This window comes from Aminobacter sp. SR38 (assembly GCF_014843375.1).
Taxonomy (GTDB): Bacteria; Pseudomonadota; Alphaproteobacteria; order Rhizobiales; family Rhizobiaceae; genus Aminobacter; species Aminobacter ciceronei.
In genome coordinates this window covers 3,735,343-3,757,683 of record NZ_CP062112.1, presented here as the reverse complement: position 1 = coordinate 3,757,683, position 22,341 = coordinate 3,735,343, and the positions used below count along the sequence as shown (strand labels likewise).

The following is a 22,341-nucleotide window of genomic DNA, read 5'->3' as shown; positions in this document are numbered from 1 at the left end:
CCTGATGGCGGCGATTACTTTTCCTGGACCGAAATGCCTGTTTCGTCGATGCGCAGCTCGACGCCCTTGGGCTTTGTCTCTTCGCGATAGGCATAGATGCCGAGCGCGATGACGGCGGCGACGAGTACGCCGATGATGAGGTAGAGATTGTTCTGCTTCATCAGCCACAGGTAGCGGCCCGCAACCGGCAAGTCCAGTTGCTCGGCCCGACAACTTTCACTGATGGCGCGGCCTGGCGACGCACCGGGTCGCGCCCGATCAGTCGGAGCCGACGACCCCATTGCCAATGGCAACAGGTGAACGTTCGGGCCAGAACCAGATGAAGGCAGCGATGACGGTCGCAACGAACTGGGCCAGTATCACCGCGCCCTCGGCCAGCGATCCGGCCTGCCACAACTTGGCAAGGCCGGCCGCGGCGAGTACGGCCATGGCGTAAAACACCGCGCGCGGCAGATAGGCGGTGAATGCGAAGTCGCAGACCACCCGCGCCACCCAGACACCGGAAAATCCGCCCGCGGCAGCGCCAATCGTCGCGGCAAAAATCCTGATGTAGCGCGACTGCTGGAGCATGCCCGCGATCAGATCGCCGAGCATCGCCAACCACCCGACAGCAATGGTCAAAGCAGCCATTACGAAATAGGCGACAAGCGTGCAGATCATCAGCGAAAGAACGATTGCCGCAGCGGTCGTCGGCCCGAACGGCCCCTTGGCAACACCTTGGGAATTCATCCCCCGCTCCCGACGCTGGACGTATCAAGATACCACGAAACGCGGCTGCTGCGTCTTACAGGAACTCAGCTCATTTCGGCCAGAGCCATTGCAGCAGGACGACGATGACGATGAAGATGAAGATGATCAGGCCGGCGGCCCGCTCCCGCGGCGTGAGGCTGGCACGCGTGTGATAAGCCGGGTCGACCCATTGCGTCGTCGGACGCTCGACAACTGGCTTATCCGAAAGGCGTGCCCGACGTTGCGCCTCCAATGTCTTCAGCACATCGAGGCGGCCGCCGAGCGATCCAGCCTTCGGCGCAAATCGTCGTCACCCGTCATCGTCTTGCCACCCTGCAATCAGAGCGCGGGCAGCAATTGCCACGAGATACCAGGAACCAGCGCCTCTGCCGCTGACATCGCCTCCGCCAGTGTTCATGTTGGCCAGAAGCGGAGCGAAAACCGCCGGGATCGCCGGGCGACCCCCACCAGGCAACGAAGCAGGGCGTCTCGCTTCCGTCCCGGATGGCAGGGGGGATTCTCATGGTCGCCCGAGCCACGTATATAGGGCTGGCGAAGGATCTTCACCGCAGTCGGAACATGGCCGTCATAGAGCCAGGTTCCGAGAGCCAGGACATCGCCATCGGTCATTGTCATCCCCTCGCCCTTCATGACGGACCATCAGCCGATCGCCATGATCTTACGTCGTCAACTTGTAGGGCGACAGCCCGGCGCCTTGTCCCAATCCGGCACAGAAACAGCTGGCACGCATCCTGCTTGATATGAGCTGCCGGCGATGGCCGGAGCCTGACCCTTGCGGTCAGGTAAGGTTCGCCGGGGTTGGGATGGGGTTTTGCCCCGGCGAACCCCCCATAACTGTGGGGGGCACTTGCCTGCATGTCAGGCGCCATTGCATGGTCACGGCCATGCCTGAGCCCTACCTGCTCATCATCGTCGTCGGCGCCGTCTTCGTCCTTGCCGGGCTGGTCAAGGGCGTGGTTGGGCTTGGCCTGCCGACAGTCGCCATGGGGCTGCTCGGCCTCGTCATGCTGCCGGCGGAAGCCGCCGCCATCCTGCTCTTGCCCTCCTTCGTCACCAACATCTGGCAGTTGCTCGCCGGCCCCGATGTCGCAGCACTCGTGCGGCGTCTGTGGCCGATGATGACAGCCGTGTTCGCGGCAACGCTCGCCTTCACCGGGCTGATCACCAGCGGCTACACATCAATCGTCACCGCGGGCCTCGGGCTTGTGCTGCTCGCCTATGCAGCGCTCGGCCTGCTCAAGCTGAACATGTCGGTGCCGCCGGTCGCCGAACCTTGGGCCGGCCCTGTTGTCGGTGCGCTCACCGGCATCATGACCGGCGCCACCGGCGTCTTCGTCATCCCGGCCGTGCCCTATCTCGGCGGGATCGGCCTTGGCCGCGACGATCTGGTGCAGGCGCTGGGGCTGTCCTTCACCGTCTCGACCGTCGCGCTCGGTATCGGCCTGTGGGCCAACGATGCGGTTCCGCTCCATCAGGTCGGCATGTCGGCCTTCGCGATCCTGCCGGCGCTTGCCGGCATGTGGCTCGGCGGCTGGCTGCGCGGCCGCATCGCGGCTGAAACCTTCAGGCGCTGGTTCTTTGCCGGCCTGGCCCTGCTCGGCGCGCATATTTCGTGGCAGGGCCTGGCGCCGGCTTTCTAGTGCCCCAGCAGCGCGGTCGCAGAAATCGCCGCCAGCGCCAGCACCGCGAGCTTCCAGAAATCGCGGCGCCGCCTCAGGCCGGGCAGGCCGAGCGGCTTGACCAGCTGGATCGCCATGATGGCTAGGATGAGGAGCGACAGCGCCTTGGACATGCCGTCTTTGATCAACTTCGCGCGTGCCTGTCAAAGGCGATGAGCCGATCTGCTACAGTGCGGCAGCAAGCACTACGATTTGAGAACAGCGGCAGTGCACCAAAACGCGTCGAAAACGGCATTTGCGGACAGCCTCTTAAACCAAGGTCAAATGGACGCCCGGTCGAGCCGGCGGGTACAAACTAAGCCAACAATGACGGCCTCAAGGGCCACTGTCCTGGGAAGGAAACGCCATGCCATCTCGCTATCACGAGGTCTATGACGGTTGGGCCCACGATCCCGAGGGGTTCTGGGCCGAGGCTGCGCGGGCGATCGACTGGTTCAAGCCCTGGGACAAGGTCTTCGACGCCGAGGGCGGCGTTTATGGCCAGTGGTTCGCAGGGGCCGAATGCAACACCTGCTACAACGCGCTCGACCGCCATGTGCAGGACGGCCGCGCCGAACAGGTGGCCCTCATCCACGACAGCCCGATCACCGGCACGCAGCAGAAATTCACCTACGCCGGACTGCTCGCCGAAGTGAATGCGCTCGCCAGCGTGCTGCAGGACCAGGGCGTGCAAAAAGGCGACCGCGTCATCATCTACATGCCGATGGTCGCAGAAGCTGCCTTCGCCATGCTCGCCTGCGCCCGGCTCGGCGCCATACATTCGGTGGTGTTCGGCGGCTTTGCCGCCAAAGAGCTCGCCACCCGCATCGATGACGCCACGCCGAGGCTGATCATCTCCGCCTCTTGCGGCATCGAACCTGGCCGCGTCATCGCCTACAAACCGTTGCTCGACGGTGCCATCGAGCTCGCCAGCCACAAGCCGGAACACTGCCTCATCCTGCAGCGGCCGCAGCTGGCCTGCGATCTCGTCGCCGGCCGCGACCTCGATTATGCCGCAACGGTCGGTGCCGCCAAGGCTGCCGGCCGCACGGTCGAATGTGTCCCCGTTGCCGCCACCGATCCGCTCTATGTGCTCTACACCTCGGGCACGACAGGCCAGCCCAAGGGCGTGGTGCGCGACAATGGCGGCCACATGGTCGCGCTCAAATGGTCGATGGAAAACGAGTTCGGCGTCAGGCCGGGCGAAGTCTTCTGGGCAGCCTCCGATGTCGGCTGGGTCGTCGGCCACTCCTACATCGTCTATGGCCCGCTGCTACACGGCGCCACCACCATCCTGTTCGAGGGCAAGCCGGTCGGCACGCCCGATGCTGGCACATTCTGGCGTGTCATTTCGGAACACGGGGTCGTTGCCCTGTTCACCGCTCCCACTGCCTTCCGCGCCATCAAGAAGGAAGACCCGCAAGGCCTCTTCGTGCCGCAATACGACCTTACGAAATTCCGCACCCTGTTCCTCGCCGGCGAGCGCGCCGACCCAGAAACCATCAAATGGGCGGAGAACAAGCTGAAGGTCCCGGTCATCGATCATTGGTGGCAGACCGAGACCGGCCACCCGATCAGCCAGAACCCGGTCGGGCTCGGTCTGCTGCCGGTCAAATACGGCTCGCCCTGCGTGCCGATGCCTGGCTACGACGTGCGCGTACTCGATGATGCCGGCCATGAGGTCGGGCGCGGCACGCTCGGCAATGTCGTGGTCAAGCTGCCTTTGCCGCCCGGCTGCCTGCCGACGCTGTGGCATGCCGACGAGCGCTTCTTCAACGCCTACCTCGCCGAGTTCCCCGGCTACTACAAGACCGCCGACGCCGGCTACATCGACGACGAGGGCTATCTGTTCATCATGGCCCGCACCGACGACATCATCAACGTCGCCGGCCACCGCCTGTCGACCGGCGGCATGGAGGAGGTCGTGGCCGAACACCCAGATGTCGCCGAATGCGCCGTCATCGGCATCGCCGACGCCATGAAGGGTCAGATCCCTTGCGGCTTCATCGTGCTCAACTCGGGCGTTTCCCGCGACACGGCAGCGATCGAGAAGGAGGTCGTTGGCCTCGTCCGCGACCGCATCGGTCCCGTCGCCGCCTTCAAGATGGTGGTCACCATCAAGCGGCTGCCCAAGACGCGCTCCGGCAAGATCCTGCGCGGCACGATGCAGAAGATTGCCGACCGCGAGGACTGGAAGATGCCCGCCACCATCGACGACCCCGTCATCCTCGACGAGATCACGGAGGCGCTGAAGGCGCGCGGCATCGGCGTGGCCTGACGGCCCTCACGGCACCAAATCCTCATGGTTCGACAGGCTCACCATGAGGATTTGAGTGGGCGACGCCAAGATCCCGAAAGGCTGCAGTTTCAACTGCGTCTGAAACGTGAAGATGCCAGCGGACCGCAATATGGATGCGCTCGCTCCCAGCTAAGGCTTTGCCTTTCCCTCAGATTTGGACGCTGTGCCATTGCCTGAGCACAAGGCACGCGGCAAGTTGGCCTGATAGGATTGGGGGCATAGGCATGCTGCGCAACTGGGCCGTCCGCTACTGGTTTTCGTTCTCGACCACCGGCCTGCTGCTCGGCACGCTGTTTTTCGCAGCGTCACTGACGCCCACGCTGATCCCGCGCAACTACCTGACCCAAGGTGTGCTGTCGGGCCTTTCCGCTGCCGTCGGTTATGGCTGCGGCTTCTTCCTGCGCTGGCTCTGGCGTTATCTCGAGCTGCCCGAACTCCGCGCCCACATCCTGATCGCCGGCAAGCTGATCGCCGCCATCGCCTGCGGCATCGTCGGTCTCGCTTTCCTGTGGCAGGCGTCGGAATGGCAGAACTCGATCCGCCGGCTGATGCAGCTTGCCCCGGTCGACACCGCCCATCCGCTTGAGGTTGGCGCCATCGCGCTGATCACCTTCGTCGTGCTCGTGGCGTTCGGCCGTCTGTTCAAGCGGACCCTTGTCTTCGTCTCGGAAAAGCTGCGCCGCTTCGTGCCGACGCGCGTCTCCTACGTCATCGGCACCACGATTGCCGTATTCCTGTTCTGGTCGGCCGCCGATGGCATCATCTTCCGTTACGGCCTGCGTGTGATGGACAGCTCGTTCCAGCGCCTCGATGAATTGATGCCAGCCGAAACCCGCCAGCCCGCCGAGCCTGGCAAGACCGGCAGCGCCGCGTCGCTAGTGCGCTGGCAGGATCTCGGCCGCATGGGGCGCTCCTACATCGCCTCCGGCCCCACTGCCGCCGACATCGGCCAACTCACCGGCAAACCGGCCAAGGAACCCATCCGCGTCTATGTCGGCCTGCAGTCGGGCGACACGCCGCAGCAACGCGCCAAACTTGCGTTGGAGGAGTTGAAGCGCGCCGGCGGCTTCGAGCGTTCGACGCTCGTCATCGTCACGCCCACCGGCACCGGCTGGGTCGACGAGCAGGCGATCGACCCGATCGAGTTCCTGCACAATGGCGACGTCGCCAGCGTCTCCGCCCAATACTCCTATCTTGCCAGTTGGCTGTCGCTCCTGGTCGAGCCCGGCTACGGCGCCGAGCAGTCGCGCGCGCTGTTCAGCGAAATCTATGGCTACTGGCACACCTTGCCCAGGGATACGCGCCCGAAACTCTATCTCTTCGGCCTCAGCCTTGGTGCGCTCAGCACCGAGCTGTCCAACGAGCTGTTCGAGGTCCTCGGAGATCCCTATCAAGGCGCGCTGCTCAGCGGCCCGCCCTTCGCCAGCCGAATCTGGCACTCGATCACCGACGACCGCAATCCCGGCTCGCCGGAGTGGCTACCCGAATTCCGTGACGGCTCCTATGTCCGCTTCACCGCACAGAAGAACGCGCTCGACATTCCGGGCGCTCAATGGGGTCCACTGCGCCTGGTCTACCTGCAATACGCCTCCGACCCGATCACCTTCTATGAAACCCACGCGCTCTACAGCGAGCCGGACTGGATGAAGACGCCACGCGGCCCCGACGTCTCGCCCGAGTTGCGCTGGTACCCCGTCGTCACCTTCCTGCAGCTGACGCTCGACCTCGCCATGGCGACCACCGCGCCGATGGGCTATGGCCACGTCTACGCCGCCGAGCACTATATCGACGCCTGGATGCAGGTCGCCGACATCAAGGACTTGTCGCCTGACGAGATCGCCAGGCTGAAGCAGCATTTTGCCGACAAGCGGAAGTAGCGATTGACCCGTGCAGCCCTGAAAACAGCGGTGCTGCCGGACTTGCATCGACTTGGCAGAAAGAAGCTTACCGGATCGAAACGTCAGCGGATCAGGTCGGCGACCTTGGCGCCCAGTGCCGCGATCAGGTCACCGGGCCGCATGCGAATCTGCAGGCCCCTCTGCCCGCCGTTCAGGAAGATCTCGTCCTCAAGCGTCGCGAGTTCCTCGACCGCCGTCGGCACCTGCTTGCGCTGGCCGAAGGGACTGATTCCACCGACCTTGTAACCGGTCAGTCGCTCGGCAGTGTCGGGCTTCATCATCTGCGCCGCCTTGCCGCCGAAGGCGGCCGCCACCTTCTTCATGTTGACCTCCTTGTCGGAGGGCACCACCACGCAAGCCGGCCTGCCGTCGACCTCGACCATCAGGGTCTTGAGCACGATGCCGGGCGAAACCCCCATCGCCTCCGCCGCCTGCAACCCGACACGCTCCGCCCCGGCGTCATACTCATAGGTCGCAAGCGCAAACGGAATGCCGGACTTGGTCAAGGCGAGCGTGGCGGGAGTGGTCTTCGACATGCCCTGTTGTGCAACAGGGTCCCGGCATTTCGCAAGATGCCGGCGCGACCCGGTCGCCCCCGGCGAAATGGACCATCTGGTCGGCCAGGGCCTTGGCGATGCCGGCCACGCCGGGACGCAGTCCATATTTGCGCGGCAGTGCGGACAGGGCGCCAGCCAGCCGAAACGGCCGGCGAGCCACGAGCACAACCTGACGGAGCCCGACGAAAAATTCCTCAATCACCGATTTGGTGATTTTCTTGACAATGACGAAATCACCTCCTAAGTGATTGAAGTAGGGAGGCAAGCATGAAGTCTGCGAACTACAAGCTTATCCTAGATGAAAGCGGCCGCAATGATCTTGCGGACACATTTCGCGCCTATGCCGGTATTCGCGACATCTTGGACGCCCACACGCCGTCAAACCGCGCCGATACCTTCGAGCTGCAGCGCCTCGCTTACGAGCAGATCAGATTGCAGACCGGTCTGCCGGCCCGTCTGGTGACCAACGGTATCCGCGAATACGCAGCCGGATCGTGGTCGGCCGACAGGCTGCCGCTCGACGAAAAGCTGATGTCGTTCAAGGGCGTCGACACCCTCTCGCTGGCCAGCCTCCACGGCCGCGTGCTCGCCGGCTTCCTGGTCACAGGATACAGCGACATTCCTGAAAAGATTTCGCTTTCTCACCTCATCCGACAGGATGGGACCTATTCGCTATCCGTGCCTCTTTCCCGAGAAATGCAAAACAAGGAGATCGACGCCATGCAGACCGAGTCCATTTCCGGCCGGGTTTCCCGCCTCGCGGCAGGCCTCGTCACCACCGTGATCGAAAGCCTGGAGCAAAAGGCACCTGAGGCCGTCGCCGAACAGGCCATCCGCGAGATCGACAAGGCTGCCGACGAGCTGAAGTCGGGTCTGGCCGCCCTCATCGCCGAACGCAAGCGTTACGCCATGCAGCGCGACGATCTACTTGAGGAGCACACGGCGCTGGAGGCCAATATTCTGGTAGCTCTGCGTTCCGGCCGCGAAGACTTGGCGCGCGCGGGCGTTGGCCGGCAGGACGACATCAACGCCCAGGTTGCCTCGATCGACAAGCTGATCGACGACGTCGACATCCGCATCGCCGATTCACGCGCCGCTCTCAATGCCGCCGCCGCCGCGCGCCGCGATGCCGAGGAACGGGTCAAGATCGCACGCCGCGCCAACCAGCATCGGGCGCAGGGCCAGCCGACACCCGCCGGCATCCGGCATCCGTCGCCGGAGGACAGGATCGCCGCAGCCCTCAGCGCCGTCGGCCGCCTGACCGAACTGCCCGCAGGCGCGTCCCGCAGCGACGACCTAGCCGAGCTGGAGGCATTCGGGCGCGACCGCCGGATCGACGACAGGCTCGCCGCCCTGCGTGACCAGATCAAGGACAAGGAATAAGCGATGCTCCAGGACTTCACGTCCGCCTCAGCGCTTTATCTCTATCCTCTGCTCGCCGGGCTCTGCCTCGGTGTGTTGCAGATCGTCGTCTACTTCGCCGGCAGTGTATCGCTCGGCGATTCCGTGGCCGACATGATCGACGGCACCAGCATCGGCGAGCTGTTCGACTGGCTGAATTTCGGTCGCGTGCCATTCTCGATCCTCGGCATGCTGCTGCTCACCACCTTTGGCGCAACCGGCATGCTGGTCGACGGCACGATCCCTGGCCTGCCGGCCTGGGCTTACCTGGTGGTTGCCGTCCCGGCCAGTGTCACCGTCACCAAGCTCGTCGGCAACGGCATCGCCAAGGTGCTGCCACGCGACGAAAGCTACGCGGTGACACGCGAACACATGATCGGCCGGCGTGGTGTCGTCACACTCGGCCCGCTCGATGACGGCGTTCCCGGCGCGATCCGCGTGCGCGACGAACATGGCGACCTTCACACGATCAAGGCGCGCCCAGCAGACCAGGGCAGCGTCATCCAGAAGGGTGCCGAGGTCGTCGTGGTTTCGGCGGCACCCGGCAGCGACCGCATCTTCCTTGTTATCCCCTTCACCAGCGACTGAGATCGCCTGAAGGACTGGTTTTCCTGGCCGGCAAAGCCGCCGGCTGCACATTACAATAGGAGCGGACTTTGGAAGCTATCCAGGAATTCCTGATCTGGGCCGCCATAACAGCGGTCATCGTCGCCGCCATCGGCTTCACCTTCGGCCGGCTCTACCACCGCGCCGAGCGCGATGAGGCCTTCGTCCGCACCGGCGTCGGCGGCCGCCGCGTCGTCAAGGACGGCGGCGCGCTCATCCTGCCGGTCGTCCATGCGCTGGCGCGGGTCAAGCTCAACACCGTCAAGCTGGTGGTCGATCGCCGCCGCGAGGACGCCTTCATCACTGCCGACCGCATGCGCGTCGACATCCGCGCCGAGTTCTACGTCCGCGTCGACGGCACCGACGACGGCATCGGCCTGGCCGCCCAGACGCTGGGTGACCGGGTCAACGACCCCAAGGCAATCCAGGACCTGGTCGAAGCGAAGCTGGTCGATGCGCTGCGCTCGGTGGCGGCCCGCAACACGCTCGACCAGTTGCACGAGAGCCGCTCCGACTTCGTCAAGGCAGTGCAGGACGCTGTCGAGACCGACTTGCGCTCCAACGGCCTCGAGCTGGAATCAGTCAGCCTCACCGGCCTCGACCAGACGCCGAAGGAGTTCTTCAACGAAACCAACGCGTTCGACGCCGTCGGCCTGGCCAAGCTCACCATCATTACCGAGCAGCGCCGCAAGGAGCGCAACGAAATCACCCGCCAGACCGAAGTGGCGATCGCCGAGCAGGACATGACCGCCGCCAAGCAGCGCTTCGCGCTCAAGCGCCAGGAGGAAGAGGCCCGCCTCGACCAGCAGCGCGACGTCGCCAACAAGGAGGCGCTGACCCGCGCCGAAAAGGCCAAAGCCGAGGAAGACGCCAAGCTTGCCGAGCAGAGCGCCCAGATCGAGCGCGAGCGCGAGATCGCCGAGCGTTCGGCAGCGGCCAGCAAGGCCAAGGAAGAGGCCCGCATCAACTCCGAGCGCGACGTCGAGCTGAGCCGCCAGACCATGGCGGTGGCCATTGCCAAGAAGAGCGAGGAGACCTTGCGCGCCGAGGCCAAGGCCCGCGAGGCCGAGGCGCTCAGCGTCGCCGCCCACGAAAAGGTGCAGACGGCGCGCGAGCGCGAAATCGCCGACCGTAACCGCCAGATCGCCATCTTGCAGGCACAGGAAGCGGCCGAATCCGAAGCCATCACCGTCACCGTCAGCGCCACCGCCGAGAAGGCCGCGGCCGAGGACCGGGCCGAGGCGACCCTCGTCGAGGCCCGCGCCAGTGCCGAGGCGATGAAGGTGCGCGCCGAAGGCATCCAGGTCGAGGGCGAAGCCCACGCCCAGACCATCCGGGCGCGCAACGAAGCCTCCAACACGCTGTCCGACAAGATGATCCAGTTCGAGCTGACGCAGGCTCGCATCAGCATGCTGCCGGAGGCGCTGAAGGCACTGATGGAGCCGGCCAGCCGCATCGAGAGCATCCGCGTGTTCGACACTCAGGGCTTCTCCGCCGGTCGCTCCGGCGGCGACGGCGCCAACCGCTCCGGCGCCGGCGACCTCGCCGACCAGCTTCTGCGATTCACCGGCAACAAGCCGCTTGTCGACGCGCTCCTGGCCGCCGCCGGCATGGATGGTGCGGGCGGCAGCCTGAAAGACCTCGTCACGCCCACCGCCGTCTATGCCGAGGCCGAGCCCGAGCTTGTCGAGGCCTACGACATCGAAGACGTCGAGACCGCGTCACCACAAGGCTGATCTGGCTCAGGGGCCAGCCTATTCCGACGCAGATCGCCGCCGCCGACATGGGCGGCGGCATGACATTTCTATCCCATATTGACAATCCCATACCCAAATGGCTATGCATTAACTCATAGCCATTTGGGTATGACTCATGACCGAACCCCAGGACGCGATCTTTCGCGCGCTTTCCGATCCGACACGCCGCGGGCTGTTCGAGCGTCTCTGCCGCAATGGCGACACCACCGTTGTCGGCCTGCTGGGCGAGGCCGGTGTCTCTCAGCCGGTGGTCTCCAAGCATCTGAAGATCCTGAAGACGGCCGGACTTGTGCGCGACCGGCAGCAGGGCCGCTACACCTATTACAGCGTCGAGCGCGATGCGCTGCGGACGCTGATCGACTGGACGTCCGAAATGTCCGGCTTCTGGAACGACCGCTTCGACGATCTCGACAATTTACTCAAGAGGATGGACCAATGACCGAAACGATGGAAACCACGCGCTCGGTCGTGGTCGAGCGCGATTTCCCCTATCCGCCGGAAAAGCTCTGGCGCGCGCTGACCCAGCCGCACCTCATCGCCGAATGGCTGATGAACAACGACTTCATCCCGGTCGCCGGCCGCCGCTTCACACTGTCCGCCGACTGGGGCCAGGTCGACTGCGAGGTCGAGACCGTCGAGGAGCACCGCGCATTGTCCTATCGCTGGGACACCAAGGATCTCCGCAGCATCGTCACCTGGACGCTCGCCCCCACCGCGTTAGGTACCAGCCTGCGCATGGAGCAGCGCGGCTTCACCACCACCCAGAAGGCCTACTTCCAGGGCGCAACGGTCGGCTGGCCGCGCTTCTTCGACCAGCTCGGCAATGTCGTCGCCAAGCTCGACTGATTGCGGCCTCCAACGATTATAAGGAATATCGCAATGAACTCAGTGATCCGCATCATCCATCGCTGGACCTCGCTGCTCTTCAGCCTGGTCGTCGCCTCGATCTTTGCCGGCATGGCCATCACCACCCTGCCCGATTGGTACTACTACCTGCCCCTGCCGCCGCTCTTCGTTCTGATCCCGACCGGCATCTACATGTTCTTCGCGCCCTATTTCCGCGGCCGGCGCGATGCCTTGCCTGCTGCCGGGAGCCGCACCTGATGGTGCGGGAGACAGCTCCCAAGCTGCTGTCGGGCGGCAATCCGCAGATCGCGAAGGGTTATGGCGACGCCGTCCTCCAGTCCTATATCGACGCCATGCCCGGCTGGAAACAGGATGTCGGCCGCCGCATCGACGCCCTCGTCACCGCGGTGGTCCCCGACGTGGTCAAGGCGGTGAAGTGGAACTCGCCCTTCTACGGCATGGAGAAGGACGTCTGGTTCCTCGGCTTCCACTGCATGAGCAGATACGTCAAGGTCGCCTTCTTCAAGGGCGCGCAGCTTGTGCCGCTGCCGCCGGGCGCCTCCAAGCAGGCCGACGTGCGTTATCTCGACATCTACGAGGACAGACGCTTCGACGAAGCCCAGTTCTCCGACTGGGTCAGGCAGGCAAGTGCCTTGCCTGGCGAGAAGATGTGAGGCTTGCGCGCAAAGACACGCCCTGCTCGACCTGCTGCATCAATCCAGGAATTCCCATGGAATTTCTGTCTTGAACTTTGATATGGCTTCCTCAACATATTCCAAGGGAACATCTTTCTCGTAGAGTGTTACCTCACGTGTTTTCTTGGTGTCGTCGCGGAAAATCTCAAATACAAGATTGCCATTGACGTAAAGTTCGACGCCAATGCCGTCCCGGTCAGCGACATCGCTCGCAATCAACCAATGTTTCGTTCGTTCTACCGCCATTGCGAACTCCGGAACTTGCAGGTCAGCAAGCATATCGACCGCATTGGCCATTCGACAACTGCTCTACAGTTCGAGGTAGCCGCGTGACCACCGAATACACGATCGACGGCTCCCGCATCGGCTCGCTGGAAGAATTCTACGACGAGATCAGCCATGTCCTGATCCCCGGCCATCGCTGGGGCCGCAATCTCGACGCGTTCGACGACATCCTGAAAGGCGGCTTCGGGACGCCTGAGCGGATTGCGCTGAGGTGGAGGCATTCCGAGAAATCGAGGCTAAACCTCGGGCACCCGGAGACGGCCCGCCAGTTGGAGCTCCAGCTCGCACAGTGCCATCCTGCCAATTGGGTCAACGTCAAGCAAAAGCTTGCCGATGCCCGTGCCGGCATTGGCCCGACAGTCTTCGACTGGCTGGTCGAGATCATTCAGTGCCATGGCCCGGGTGCAGACGAGGCCGAGGACGACGTCCAACTGGTGCTCGAATGATGTCACTGGCCGAGGGACTTGGACCGACCGTCAGTATTCGACCCGCTCGCACCGAGGATCGCGACATCCTCGGCGCGCTCAAGCTGCGCTCTTCGCTGGCCTGGGGAGACCATGTCGAGGAGCTGCTTGCGATGCCGGGGGCAAGGGAGGTTCCGGCCGCGCACCTGCCGTATGTCGCCATCGCCGAACTGGCCGGGGAGATCGTCGGTTTCGTGACGGTTCTTCCGGGCGACGACGCCGCTCGGGCCGAGCTGGAGGATCTCTTCATCGCACCGGAAGCATGGCGCAAGGGCATCGGCACCCGGCTTGTCGCCGAAGCCGAAAGACGCGCCAAAACGCTCGGCGCGCAAACGCTCGAGGTCGTGGCCGGCGAACGGGCGCGCCCGTTCTACGAGACATCAGGCTTCCGCTTTGCCGCATCCGTGCAGACGGATCTGGCATCAGCCGTCCGGCTGGAAAAGGACCTTTGCTAACCTGCCTTGCCAGTTGGACAAACCCTACTGCGTCAGCATCACCCCCGCCGCGCCGCCTCTATCGCGGCGACGTCGATCTTCTTCATGTCCATCATCGCCGCGAAGGCGCGCTTGGCTTCAGCGCCGCCGGCAGCCATGGCATCGGTCAGCACGCGCGGCGTGATCTGCCAGTTGAGGCCCCATTTGTCCTTGCACCAGCCGCAGGCACTTTCCTGGCCGCCATTGCCGACGATTGCGTTCCAGTAGCGGTCGGTCTCTTCCTGGTCGTCGGTGGCGATCTGGAACGAGAAAGCCTCGTCGTGGGTAAAGACAGGGCCGCCATTGAGGCCGATGCAGGGAATGCCGGCGACGGTGAATTCGACCGTCAGCACGTCGCCCTCCTTGCCCGAGGGATAGTCGCCCGGCGCGCGATGCACGGCCGTAACCTTGCTGTCGGGAAACACGGTAGCGTAGAATCGGGCCGCGGCCTCCGCATCCTTGTCGTACCACAGGCAGATCGTGTTCTTGGCAGTTGGCATTGTGCGCTCCTCTCGCATGTGGCCAGTTCGGCGTAACCTTCCCGCCCTTCCGACATAGGGGCGCGGCGGCCATTGTCCAGCCCACTGGCAAGATTGCGTGGCCTGCCAATCGACAGCTTGGAGGCTGGCTTTTGTCAAGCTTGGTACAGAAGCTCCACAATTCGAAGGGCCAGCCGTGCAGTGACGTAAATAGCCAACCCACATGTCATAAGAACAAACATTCAGAACGCGACTTTGGCGCGTGCCACCATGAATTCATCGTTGGGTCGGTTGTCCGGCTCACCCACCCACGCAGCGGCATCGAACTCCTTGGCGCCTTCACCGCTTGGCAGAGCGGCAGGCCTGTCATCGGTCATAAGGGCGCCTTTGGTGTTGGCTGACTAGCCGCGCTGGATGGTCGAAACGGAATACGGGAAATACATTACTGATTTCATTGTGAAACTTGCGACGCCTGTCGAAGAAAATTCGGGCGCCTGTCGGAAACCATGCCTGCCATTCGTCCTCTGGAGGCACCAAGCAAGGATATGCACCAACCCGGAGCCTGCCGATGATCCCCACCATCACCGCTTTTGAGGCCTCGCCCGACCAGGGCATGGGCCTGGCGCGCGACATGCGCGTGCGCTGGGCGCTCGAGGAGGTGGGCCAGCCTTACGACGTCCGTCTGGTGTCGTTCAAGGCGATGAAGCAGCCGGCGCATCTGGCGCGTCATCCCTTCGGGCAGATCCCGACATATGAGGAAGGCGACCTCGTCCTGTTCGAGTCGGGCTCGATCATCTTCCACATCGCCGAGCGCCATGCCGGGCTGCTGCCCAGCGAAGCCAACGCCCGGGCGCGCGCCATCACCTGGATGTTCGCCGCGCTGAACACTGTCGAGCCACCGATCGTCGAGCTCGAACAGGCACCTTTCCTGGAGGGCGACAAGCCCTGGCTCGCGGAACGCATCCCGATGCTCAAGGATCGCATCCGCGTCCGGATGGACCAGCTTTCCGACAGGCTTGGCGAAGCCGAGTGGCTCGACGGCGCGTTCAGCGCCGGCGACCTCATGATGGTGATGGTGCTGCGCCGGCTGGAGGGAGACGGCATCGTCGGGGATTATCCAAACCTCGCCGCCTATGTCGCCCGCGGCCAGGCACGTCCCGCCTACAAGCGCGCATACGACGCTCAGCTGGCGGTCTTCATCGCCGCATCGGGCGGCTGAGCAGGACGGCGGTCGTCACCCATCCCCGTTGACCGCGCCCGGCCTTCCCGCCACTGTCCGCCGCAGGATTCGCCCGCGCGGCGACAAGGGCAGGAGCGGACAATGAAGCTCAACGGCAAGACGGCGATCATCACCGGCGGCGCCAGGGGCATCGGCCATGCCATCGCCCAGCGCTTCCTGCGCGAGGGCGCGCGCGTCGTCATCGCCGACATCGACCAGGAAGAGGGCAATGCCGCAGAGCGCGATCTGGAAAAGCTCGGCGAGGCGCGGTTCGTTCGCGCCGATGTCGGCAAGCGCCTCGACGTCCACAATCTCGTCGCCTCGACCATCGACGCCTTCGGCGACATCGACGTGCTGGTCAACAATGCCGGCATCGACCACCAGGCCAGTTTCCTCGACCTTGCCGAAGACGATTTCGACCGCGTGCTGAGGGTCAATCTCAAGGGTGCTTTTCTAGCCGGCCAGGCCGTCGCCCGCATCATGGCCGACAGGGTCAAGGCAGGCGGGCCCGCGGGCACGATCATCAACATGTCGTCGATCAATTCGGTCGTCGCCCATCCCGACCAGGTGCCCTATGCCGTGTCCAAGGGCGGTGTCGGCCAGCTGACGACGGTGATGGCGCTCGGCCTCGCGCCCTATGGCATCCGCGTCAACGCCATCGGCCCCGGCTCGATCTCGACCGACATGCTGGCCCGTGCCAAGGCCGATCCGGTGGCCAAGGCCCGCATCCTGTCGCGCACCCCGCTCGGCCGCATCGGCGAACCTGAAGAGATCGCTTCCATCGCCGCTTTCCTCGCTTCCGACGATGCTTCCTACATCACCGGGCAGACGATTTTCGCCGATGGCGGGCGCCTCGCGCTCAACGGCACGGTTGCTGCCAAAGCCTGACGGAAACATAGTCGCGCACGACCGCGTGCTCCTGACAGACTGCTGTCAGGAGGGGTGTGCGATACTCCTCCCGTACAAGATAAGGAGGACCCGCCATGAACACGTTTACGCCTGTCATCTTTCGCACCATCAGGCATTATGCTGGCAAGGTCAGGACCATGCACAATGAGATCCGCACCGAGCGCCTCATGAATTCTCTGCCGACAAGCATCCGCAAGGATATCGGCTGGCCCGACCGCTTCGACGCGCGCCGCACCGACCGCAACTGACACTTCGCCCGACAAAGGGGACACGCCCATGACCGCACCCAAGACAATCGGCGTCCTGTTCATCGAAGGCTATGCCGACTGGGAATACGGCCTTCTGGCGGCTTCGGCGGCCGAGTGGTTCGGTGCGCGCGCGATCGCGATTTCGCCGCACCAGGCACCGCTGACTTCGATCGCCGGCTTCAGCCTATCGCCGACACGCAGCGCGAACCCCTCGGAAAACATGGATCTCGACGCCGTCGCCGTCATCGGCTCGGACGGCCAAGGACGCGCCTGATGTCTCGCCGTTGCTCAAGGCGGTCGCGGCGCGGGGCGGTGTCGTCGGCGGCATCTGCGCCGGCACGCTGGCGCTCGCCCGTGCCGGCCTGTTCGAAGGTGTCTCCCACACCAGCAACGGCCGTGACTGGATCCTGGAACATGAACCGTCCTACGCCGGCGCCCGCGGCTACCAGGACGTGCCGTACGCCGTCGCCGACAACAATGTCGTCTCCGCTCCCGGTTCGGCACCAGGAACCTTCGCCGCCGCCTTCCTGGAGACGCTCTATCCCGAGCTCGTCGGCCAGATCGGCGAGATGCGCGCGATGTTCGCCCGCGAACATACCGCAGTCGCGCACGGAGGTGGTGACGCCTCCTGACAATACGCTGTCAGGAGCCTTGTGCGATGATAGGATGAACGGTTCGCATATCGGTCGCCCTGTGCCAGGCGCTTGGCGACATTCCGGACTGAGATTATGACGACGCGCATTGTCATCGACGCCAGGCGCCCCCACTTGGCCAAGAACAGCGCGAGACTTGAGGGGTAATCGATGAGACGCGCCGACAGGCTGTTCCAGATCGTACAGCATCTCCGCGGTGGCCGCCTGGTGACCGCGCACAAGCTGGGCGCGTGGCTCGAGGTTTCCGAGCGCACGATCTATCGCGACATCGCCGACCTGCAATCGACGGGTGTGCCGATCGATGGCGAGGCCGGGGTGGGCTATATGATGAGGGAGGGTTTCGACCTTCCGCCGCTGATGTTCACACGGGACGAAATCGTAGCATTGGTTGCCGGCGCCCGCATGGTCCGCGCCTTTGGTGGCGCCGCCATGGCGCGTGCCGCCGACGAAGCGCTGGTCAAGATCGGCGCGGTCCTGCCCGACTCGGAAAAGGACCGCATCGCCCGCACCGAGATCCACACGCCGATGTGGGTGGTGTCAGACGCCGACCGCGAGGCGATCGACCTGATCGAGCGCGCCGTCGAAAAGCGCCAGGTGCTCAAGCTCGACTACAATGACGAAGCCGGCCGCGGCTCTGCCCGCGAGGTCCGCCCGCTCGGCCTATGGTTCTGGGGCAAGGTCTGGACGCTGATCGCCTGGTGCGAGATGCGCAACGACTTCCGCGCCTTCCGCATCGACCGCATCTCGGCGGTCACTTCTGCCGGCCGCGGCTTCAAGCCCGAGCGCGGCAAGCTGCTTGTCGACTACTACCGCAGCGTCGAACGCAGCGAATCCTATGGCACACACGACCGCAGCTCCGGCGGCTGACAACCGCAGTTTCCCTCCCCGCCCCTCCCAAACTGTCCCGGCAACGCCGGGACTTTTCTTTTGTGCCCCGCAGCCATACCCAACCATCCTGCATGCCGCTAGGTTCGGGATACGAGGCGGAAGAGGTGACTGCACATGGACATGGATATCCGAGAAATCGACGGCGCATGCCATTGCGGCACGGTGCGCCTGCGCGTCAGGCTGTCGGACGGCCTGCGCAGCGCTCGGCGCTGCACCTGCTCCTATTGCCGGATGCGAGGCGCGGTTGCACTGTCGGCCGATCTCGGCGGCGTCGATGTCCTGGCCGGCCAGGAAGCTCTGACCACCTACGAATTCAACACCCGGGCGGCGAAGCACTACTTCTGCTCGAAATGCGGCATCTACACCCATCACCAGCGCCGTTCGAACCCCAACCAGTTTGGCGTCAATGCCGCTGTCCTTCAGGGCATCAGCCCGTTCGACTTCATCGAGGTCCCGGTCATGGACGGCATCAACCATCCGTCCGACCGCAAGGACGGCACCACGGGCTCGGGCATTGCCGGCATCCTGAAATTCATCGCCAGCACATAAGCCGGCTCGACTTTTGGCGCGTTCCGGACCGTCTCCGCGAGACGGTCCGCCACACGCAATGCTCTCGCAACCCGGACCAGCCACCAAGCGGTCCCGGATGATTTACGAGACATGTGCAAATGACTGGCCCAGCCAAGAAGAAGACGGCGCTCCAGGGCGTAATGACAGCCACCGCCGCGATCCTGACGATCGCCGCCTTTTCGAGCGGCCTGCTCTATCTCGACCGCCTGATCGAGCGCCCCTTGGTCACCTCGACGGCGAATGCCGCTGGCAGCATCCCGGCAGGCGCCAAGGTTCGCGCGCTGCTTGCCGAGCGTATCGACGAACACAAGCAAGGCGTCGGTATCGTCGTGGGCATCGTCAGCCCCAAGGGCCGCAGCGTGGTGTCGCATGGCAGGTTCGGCATCGCCGATCCACGTCCCGTCGATGGCGACACGCTGTTCGAGATCGGATCCATCACCAAGGTGTTCACCGCCATGCTGCTTGCCGACATGGCCGAGCGTGGCGAAGTTGCCCTGAACGACCCTGTTGCCAGATATCTACCCGAAGACGTCACAATGCCCGGACGCGACGGCAAGACGATCTCGTTCACCGACCTTGCCACCCACATGTCGGGGCTGCCGCGGCTGCCCGACAATCTGGCGCCAGCCGATGAGGCCAATCCTTATGCCGACTATACCACCCAACAACTCTACGCCTTCCTGTCGAGCTACATCCTGCCGCGCAGGATCGGCGTCGAGTACGAATATTCCAATCTCGGCTTCGGCCTGCTCGGCCATGCGCTCGCCCACCGCGCCGGCGTCGACTTCGCAACGCTTGTGAGGCTGCGGATCACCGACCCGCTCGGCATGTCCAGCACCGCAATCACGCTCACCCCCGACCTCGCGAAACGCATGGCGCGCGGACATGACAGCGCGCGGGCCGGCGTTCCCAACTGGGACCTCCCCAAGCTCGTCGGCGCGGGCGCGCTGCGCTCGTCGGTCAACGACCTGCTGGTCTTCCTCGAAATGGCGCTTGGCCAGCGCCAGACACCCCGGGCCGTGCGGCTTTCCAAGACGCTTGCCACAACGCTCGCGACACGCAGACAGATCACCGACGGCGGAGCCACCGCCCTTGGCTGGGTCGTGACCACGAACGCCACCGGCGAGGTCATCTGGCACAATGGCGGCACCGGCGGCTTCAACTCGTTCATCGCCTTCCACCCCCGAACGAAGGTCGGCGTCGTCATCCTGTCCAACACCAATGTCGGCATCGAGGACATCGGCGTGCAGGTGCTCAGGTCGCTAGTCCTGCCCGCCAATGGCCCCATTCCCGGTTGACCAGCCTCTGACCTCCAGCATTGGCGTCAACGAAAAAGGCTCCGCACCCAGGCGGGGTCTTTTTTGCTCATCGGACAAGGCATGCCCCCGCAATGCTCTTGCAATCTCATCCTGTCAGATGGCCACCAGCTCCCAAGCGACAACGCCAGTTCGAAAAGCAAGCCGATGAAATCCGCAAGAAAATCCTTTATGCGCTCACGCGCCGTTGCTGCCGCCACCGCAATCCTGTCCGTCGCCACATTCTTGACCGGCCTGCTTTCCCTTGACCGCCAGATCGAAGGACCTTTTGCCGTGACCAAAGCCTCGGCCAGCATGCCGTCCAGTTCCTTCCCCGCCGACAAGGAGATCGCCAAGATCCTTGCCGAGCGTATCGACATAAGGCGCGAAAGCGTCGGCATCGTCGTCGGCACGATCGGGCCGCATGGCCGCAGCATCGTTGCCCATGGCAAGTTTGGCGCCAACGATCCGCGCAAGGTCGACGGCAACACCGTCTACGAGATTGGTTCGATCACCAAGGGCTTCACCGGCCTGCTGCTCGCCGACATGGTGGCCAGTGGCGAAGTCGGGCTCGACGACCCGCTTGCCAAATACATGCCTGAAGGCGTCACCGTGCCCGAGCGCGCCGGCAAGTCGATCACCCTTGCCGACCTGGCCACCCATCACTCCGGCCTGCCGAGCCTGCCCGACGACCTGGAGCCGCCGGACACGCTCAATCCTTATGCCGCCTACACCACCGAACAGCTCTATCGCTTCCTGTCGCGCTATCAGCTGCCGCGCGACATCGGTGCCGATTTCGAATATTCCAACACCGGTTTCGGCCTGCTCGGCCATGCGCTCGCCCGCCATGCCGGCGTCGACTACGAGACGCTGGTGACCCAGCGCATCACCAACCCGCTCGGCATGTCGAGCACGGCCATCACGCTTTCGGCCGAACTCGCCGGACGCATGGCCACCGGCCATAATGGCGATCTGCAGCCTGTTCCCAATTGGGATCTTCCGGCCATCGCCGGTGCCGGCGCGTTGCGCTCGTCGGCCAACGATCTGCTCAACCTGCTGGCCATGGCGCTGAGCACCGAAAAGTCCCCGCTCACGGACGCCGTTGCCGCGGCAAGCGTCAAACGCAAGCCGGTCAATGACGACACGCAGGTCGGCCTCGCCTGGATGGTCACCGAAACCTCGTCGGGCGACATCGTCTGGCACAGTGGCGGCACCGGCGGCTTCACCAGCTTCATAGGCTTCCATCCAGGCTCAAGGACGGGTGTCGTCGTCCTCTCCAACTCGGACGCCGGCGTCAACGACATCGGCATGCACCTGCTTAACCGGGACATCCCCCTGACGGAACCGAAACCGAAGCCGGTCGAGGCGCTCATCGATCCCAGGCTGCTCGACGGTCATGTCGGCCAGTATCAGCTGGCGCCAAAGATGGTTTTTGACATCACCCGGGACGGCGACAAGCTGTTTGCCCAACTGACCGACCAGCCCAGGTTCCGCCTGTTCCCCGAGGGCGGACACCGATTCTTCTACAAGGATGTCGAGGCCGCCATCACCTTCGCGCCTGCCAGGGCCGGCCCCTCGCCAAGCCTGACCTTGCATCAGTTCGGTCACGACATTTCGGCCCCGCGCGTGACCGACTGACCACCGGCGTACCAACAAAGGCCCCGACAATGGAGTGCCCTTTCGGTGGGCCTTTTCGCCCCGCGGAAGCCGGAAAGCTTGTCACGCCGCTGACAAGGGCGTGTCGCAGAAGCGCTCGTCAGCCACGCCAAGCCCCTGATGACGGTGGCGTCACCAGAAACCCTTATGGTCGTTGACGATCTCGTCTTCGAGCTCAGGGAATGGACCACGAACCGCGACATGGCGCCGTCCGGCGGCAAACACCTGATGGCAGCTGAGGTCGAGCGTCAGGTTTCCGGGTTGTCTCCGGTGAGCTCGGCCAACCGCTTTTCGCTCAGCCCATAAACCACGGTGCCGATGCCAGCCCAGTAACAGGCCCCGGCGCACATGCAGCACGGCTCCACCGAGGTCACCAAGGTGCATCGTTCGAGAAAGGCCGGTTGGTATTGCTGAGCGGCCGCGCGGGCCACATTCGCCTCTGCATGGCCAACGCCGCGATCCTGCGCGTAGGTGTTGCCGGATGAAAGCAGCACGTCGCCATCCGGCCCGACCAGTATCGCGCCGAAGGGATGATTGCCGCTGGCCCGGCTCTCCCCGGCGATCTTCACGGCAAGATGTAGATACTCGGTATCGCTCCTCATGGCCGCCTCCCGGGGACCGCAACGCGCAAAAGCTCACGCCGTGAATTCATCTTCACGGAGCGCTTGGCGGCTGTCCAGCCGGCTGTTGAAAAGTGGCGTGCGAGGCGGAAGCGACAGGTCGCTGCAACGGCGA

General features: G+C 64.2%; 28 protein-coding genes and 1 pseudogene. 20 read left to right on the top strand and 9 right to left on the bottom strand.

Going from position 1 to position 22,341, the window contains the following annotated elements:
• Positions 1-14 precede the first annotated feature (14 nt).
• The 3 genes from IG197_RS18380 to IG197_RS18370 all read right to left on the bottom strand — a co-directional run bounded on the left by IG197_RS18380 (position 15) and on the right by IG197_RS18370 (position 994).
• Entirely contained in the window at positions 15-191 is a 177-nt protein-coding gene (locus IG197_RS18380) for a hypothetical protein (protein WP_192320032.1), read from the bottom strand.
• A 67-nt stretch (positions 192-258) separates the two neighbouring features.
• Positions 259-729, bottom strand: coding sequence for a hypothetical protein (locus IG197_RS18375; RefSeq protein ID WP_192314007.1), 471 nt, complete (start codon positions 727-729; stop codon positions 259-261).
• A 70-nt stretch (positions 730-799) separates the two neighbouring features.
• Entirely contained in the window at positions 800-994 is a 195-nt protein-coding gene (locus IG197_RS18370) for a hypothetical protein (protein ID WP_192314004.1), read from the bottom strand.
• Positions 995-1,634: 640 nt separating this feature from the next.
• On the opposite strand from IG197_RS18370, the gene IG197_RS18365 reads away from it, so the two are divergent.
• Complete coding sequence (locus IG197_RS18365; RefSeq protein WP_192314001.1) at positions 1,635-2,390, top strand: sulfite exporter TauE/SafE family protein; 756 nt, start codon at positions 1,635-1,637, stop codon at positions 2,388-2,390.
• On the opposite strand, the gene IG197_RS18360 is transcribed toward IG197_RS18365, so the two are convergent.
• Positions 2,387-2,557, bottom strand: coding sequence for a hypothetical protein (locus IG197_RS18360; protein WP_157097001.1), 171 nt, complete (start codon positions 2,555-2,557; stop codon positions 2,387-2,389). The two genes, IG197_RS18365 and IG197_RS18360, sit on opposite strands and share 4 nt — an antisense overlap.
• Before the next feature lie 218 nt (positions 2,558-2,775).
• Here IG197_RS18360 and IG197_RS18355 point away from each other — a divergent pair, with 218 nt between their 5' ends.
• Positions 2,776-4,686 (top strand): propionyl-CoA synthetase, encoded by a 1,911-nt coding sequence (locus tag IG197_RS18355; RefSeq protein WP_192313998.1) that lies wholly within the window; start codon positions 2,776-2,778, stop codon positions 4,684-4,686.
• A 245-nt stretch (positions 4,687-4,931) separates the two neighbouring features.
• On the top strand, positions 4,932-6,584 hold the full coding sequence (locus IG197_RS18350; protein WP_192313995.1) for an alpha/beta-hydrolase family protein: 1,653 nt from the start codon (positions 4,932-4,934) through the stop codon (positions 6,582-6,584).
• A gap of 83 nt (positions 6,585-6,667) precedes the next feature.
• On the opposite strand, the gene ybaK is transcribed toward IG197_RS18350, so the two are convergent.
• Complete coding sequence (gene ybaK, locus IG197_RS18345; RefSeq protein ID WP_192313992.1) at positions 6,668-7,141, bottom strand: Cys-tRNA(Pro) deacylase; 474 nt, start codon at positions 7,139-7,141, stop codon at positions 6,668-6,670.
• A gap of 288 nt (positions 7,142-7,429) precedes the next feature.
• Here ybaK and IG197_RS18340 point away from each other — a divergent pair, with 288 nt between their 5' ends.
• The 7 genes from IG197_RS18340 (at position 7,430) to IG197_RS18310 (ending at position 12,446) form a co-directional block, all read left to right on the top strand.
• Complete coding sequence (locus IG197_RS18340) at positions 7,430-8,545, top strand: PspA/IM30 family protein (RefSeq protein ID WP_192313989.1); 1,116 nt, start codon at positions 7,430-7,432, stop codon at positions 8,543-8,545.
• A gap of 3 nt (positions 8,546-8,548) precedes the next feature.
• A complete protein-coding gene (locus IG197_RS18335; RefSeq protein ID WP_192313986.1) occupies positions 8,549-9,151 on the top strand; it encodes an OB-fold-containig protein in 603 nt (200 codons plus the stop codon).
• Positions 9,152-9,219: 68 nt separating this feature from the next.
• Positions 9,220-10,905 (top strand): flotillin family protein, encoded by a 1,686-nt coding sequence (locus IG197_RS18330; protein WP_067957128.1) that lies wholly within the window; start codon positions 9,220-9,222, stop codon positions 10,903-10,905.
• Between the two features lie 136 nt (positions 10,906-11,041).
• A complete protein-coding gene (locus IG197_RS18325; protein ID WP_154385710.1) occupies positions 11,042-11,365 on the top strand; it encodes a helix-turn-helix transcriptional regulator in 324 nt (107 codons plus the stop codon).
• On the top strand, positions 11,362-11,772 hold the full coding sequence (locus tag IG197_RS18320; RefSeq protein ID WP_192313983.1) for an SRPBCC domain-containing protein: 411 nt from the start codon (positions 11,362-11,364) through the stop codon (positions 11,770-11,772). The genes IG197_RS18325 and IG197_RS18320 overlap by 4 nt, the downstream gene beginning before the upstream one ends.
• A gap of 33 nt (positions 11,773-11,805) precedes the next feature.
• A complete protein-coding gene (locus IG197_RS18315; protein ID WP_192313980.1) occupies positions 11,806-12,030 on the top strand; it encodes a hypothetical protein in 225 nt (74 codons plus the stop codon).
• On the top strand, positions 12,030-12,446 hold the full coding sequence (locus IG197_RS18310; RefSeq protein ID WP_192313978.1) for a DUF1801 domain-containing protein: 417 nt from the start codon (positions 12,030-12,032) through the stop codon (positions 12,444-12,446). The genes IG197_RS18315 and IG197_RS18310 overlap by 1 nt, the downstream gene beginning before the upstream one ends.
• Positions 12,447-12,485: 39 nt before the next feature.
• Here IG197_RS18310 and IG197_RS18305 read toward each other — a convergent pair whose 3' ends face one another.
• Positions 12,486-12,764, bottom strand: a complete 279-nt coding sequence (locus tag IG197_RS18305) for a hypothetical protein (RefSeq protein WP_210346874.1) — start codon at positions 12,762-12,764, stop codon at positions 12,486-12,488.
• Positions 12,765-12,796: 32 nt separating this feature from the next.
• Here IG197_RS18305 and IG197_RS18300 point away from each other — a divergent pair, with 32 nt between their 5' ends.
• Entirely contained in the window at positions 12,797-13,198 is a 402-nt protein-coding gene (locus tag IG197_RS18300; RefSeq protein ID WP_192313975.1) for a barstar family protein, read from the top strand.
• Positions 13,195-13,671 carry a GNAT family N-acetyltransferase gene (locus IG197_RS18295; protein WP_192313972.1) on the top strand — a complete coding sequence of 159 codons (477 nt, stop codon included), beginning with the start codon at positions 13,195-13,197 and terminating at the stop codon, positions 13,669-13,671. Before IG197_RS18300 ends, IG197_RS18295 begins: the two co-directional genes overlap by 4 nt.
• A 38-nt stretch (positions 13,672-13,709) precedes the next feature.
• Here the strand turns inward: IG197_RS18295 and IG197_RS18290 are convergent, their stop codons facing one another.
• Both IG197_RS18290 and IG197_RS36670 read right to left on the bottom strand, forming a co-directional pair.
• Positions 13,710-14,189: a VOC family protein gene (locus IG197_RS18290; RefSeq protein ID WP_067957106.1), complete on the bottom strand. Its 480-nt coding sequence runs from the start codon at positions 14,187-14,189 to the stop codon at positions 13,710-13,712.
• Positions 14,190-14,410: 221 nt separating this feature from the next.
• The gene (locus IG197_RS36670) at positions 14,411-14,545 is read right to left on the bottom strand and encodes a hypothetical protein (protein ID WP_256441219.1); all 135 of its coding nucleotides are present in this window, start codon (positions 14,543-14,545) and stop codon (positions 14,411-14,413) included.
• 191 nt (positions 14,546-14,736) lie between these two features.
• Between IG197_RS36670 and IG197_RS18285 the strand changes: the two genes are divergently transcribed.
• The 8 genes and pseudogenes from IG197_RS18285 to IG197_RS18250 all read left to right on the top strand — a co-directional run bounded on the left by IG197_RS18285 (position 14,737) and on the right by IG197_RS18250 (position 21,588).
• Positions 14,737-15,387: a glutathione S-transferase family protein gene (locus IG197_RS18285; RefSeq protein ID WP_192313970.1), complete on the top strand. Its 651-nt coding sequence runs from the start codon at positions 14,737-14,739 to the stop codon at positions 15,385-15,387.
• Positions 15,388-15,489: 102 nt separating this feature from the next.
• Positions 15,490-16,275, top strand: a complete 786-nt coding sequence (locus tag IG197_RS18280) for an SDR family NAD(P)-dependent oxidoreductase (RefSeq protein ID WP_192313967.1) — start codon at positions 15,490-15,492, stop codon at positions 16,273-16,275.
• Between the two features lie 95 nt (positions 16,276-16,370).
• Complete coding sequence (locus IG197_RS18275) at positions 16,371-16,544, top strand: hypothetical protein (RefSeq protein WP_182573752.1); 174 nt, start codon at positions 16,371-16,373, stop codon at positions 16,542-16,544.
• A gap of 28 nt (positions 16,545-16,572) precedes the next feature.
• Positions 16,573-17,176 (top strand): annotated as a pseudogene (locus tag IG197_RS18270) (DJ-1/PfpI family protein).
• Between the two features lie 171 nt (positions 17,177-17,347).
• Positions 17,348-18,064 carry a YafY family protein gene (locus tag IG197_RS18265; RefSeq protein WP_067957091.1) on the top strand — a complete coding sequence of 239 codons (717 nt, stop codon included), beginning with the start codon at positions 17,348-17,350 and terminating at the stop codon, positions 18,062-18,064.
• A 135-nt stretch (positions 18,065-18,199) separates the two neighbouring features.
• Positions 18,200-18,634, top strand: a complete 435-nt coding sequence (locus IG197_RS18260; RefSeq protein WP_154385719.1) for a GFA family protein — start codon at positions 18,200-18,202, stop codon at positions 18,632-18,634.
• Positions 18,635-18,753: 119 nt separating this feature from the next.
• The gene (locus IG197_RS18255) at positions 18,754-19,953 is read left to right on the top strand and encodes a serine hydrolase (RefSeq protein WP_192313964.1); all 1,200 of its coding nucleotides are present in this window, start codon (positions 18,754-18,756) and stop codon (positions 19,951-19,953) included.
• Between the two features lie 189 nt (positions 19,954-20,142).
• A complete protein-coding gene (locus IG197_RS18250) occupies positions 20,143-21,588 on the top strand; it encodes a serine hydrolase (protein WP_210346873.1) in 1,446 nt (481 codons plus the stop codon).
• A gap of 266 nt (positions 21,589-21,854) precedes the next feature.
• Here the strand turns inward: IG197_RS18250 and IG197_RS18245 are convergent, their stop codons facing one another.
• Positions 21,855-22,208: a nucleoside deaminase gene (locus tag IG197_RS18245; RefSeq protein ID WP_371746467.1), complete on the bottom strand. Its 354-nt coding sequence runs from the start codon at positions 22,206-22,208 to the stop codon at positions 21,855-21,857.
• Positions 22,209-22,341: the final 133 nt, after the last annotated feature.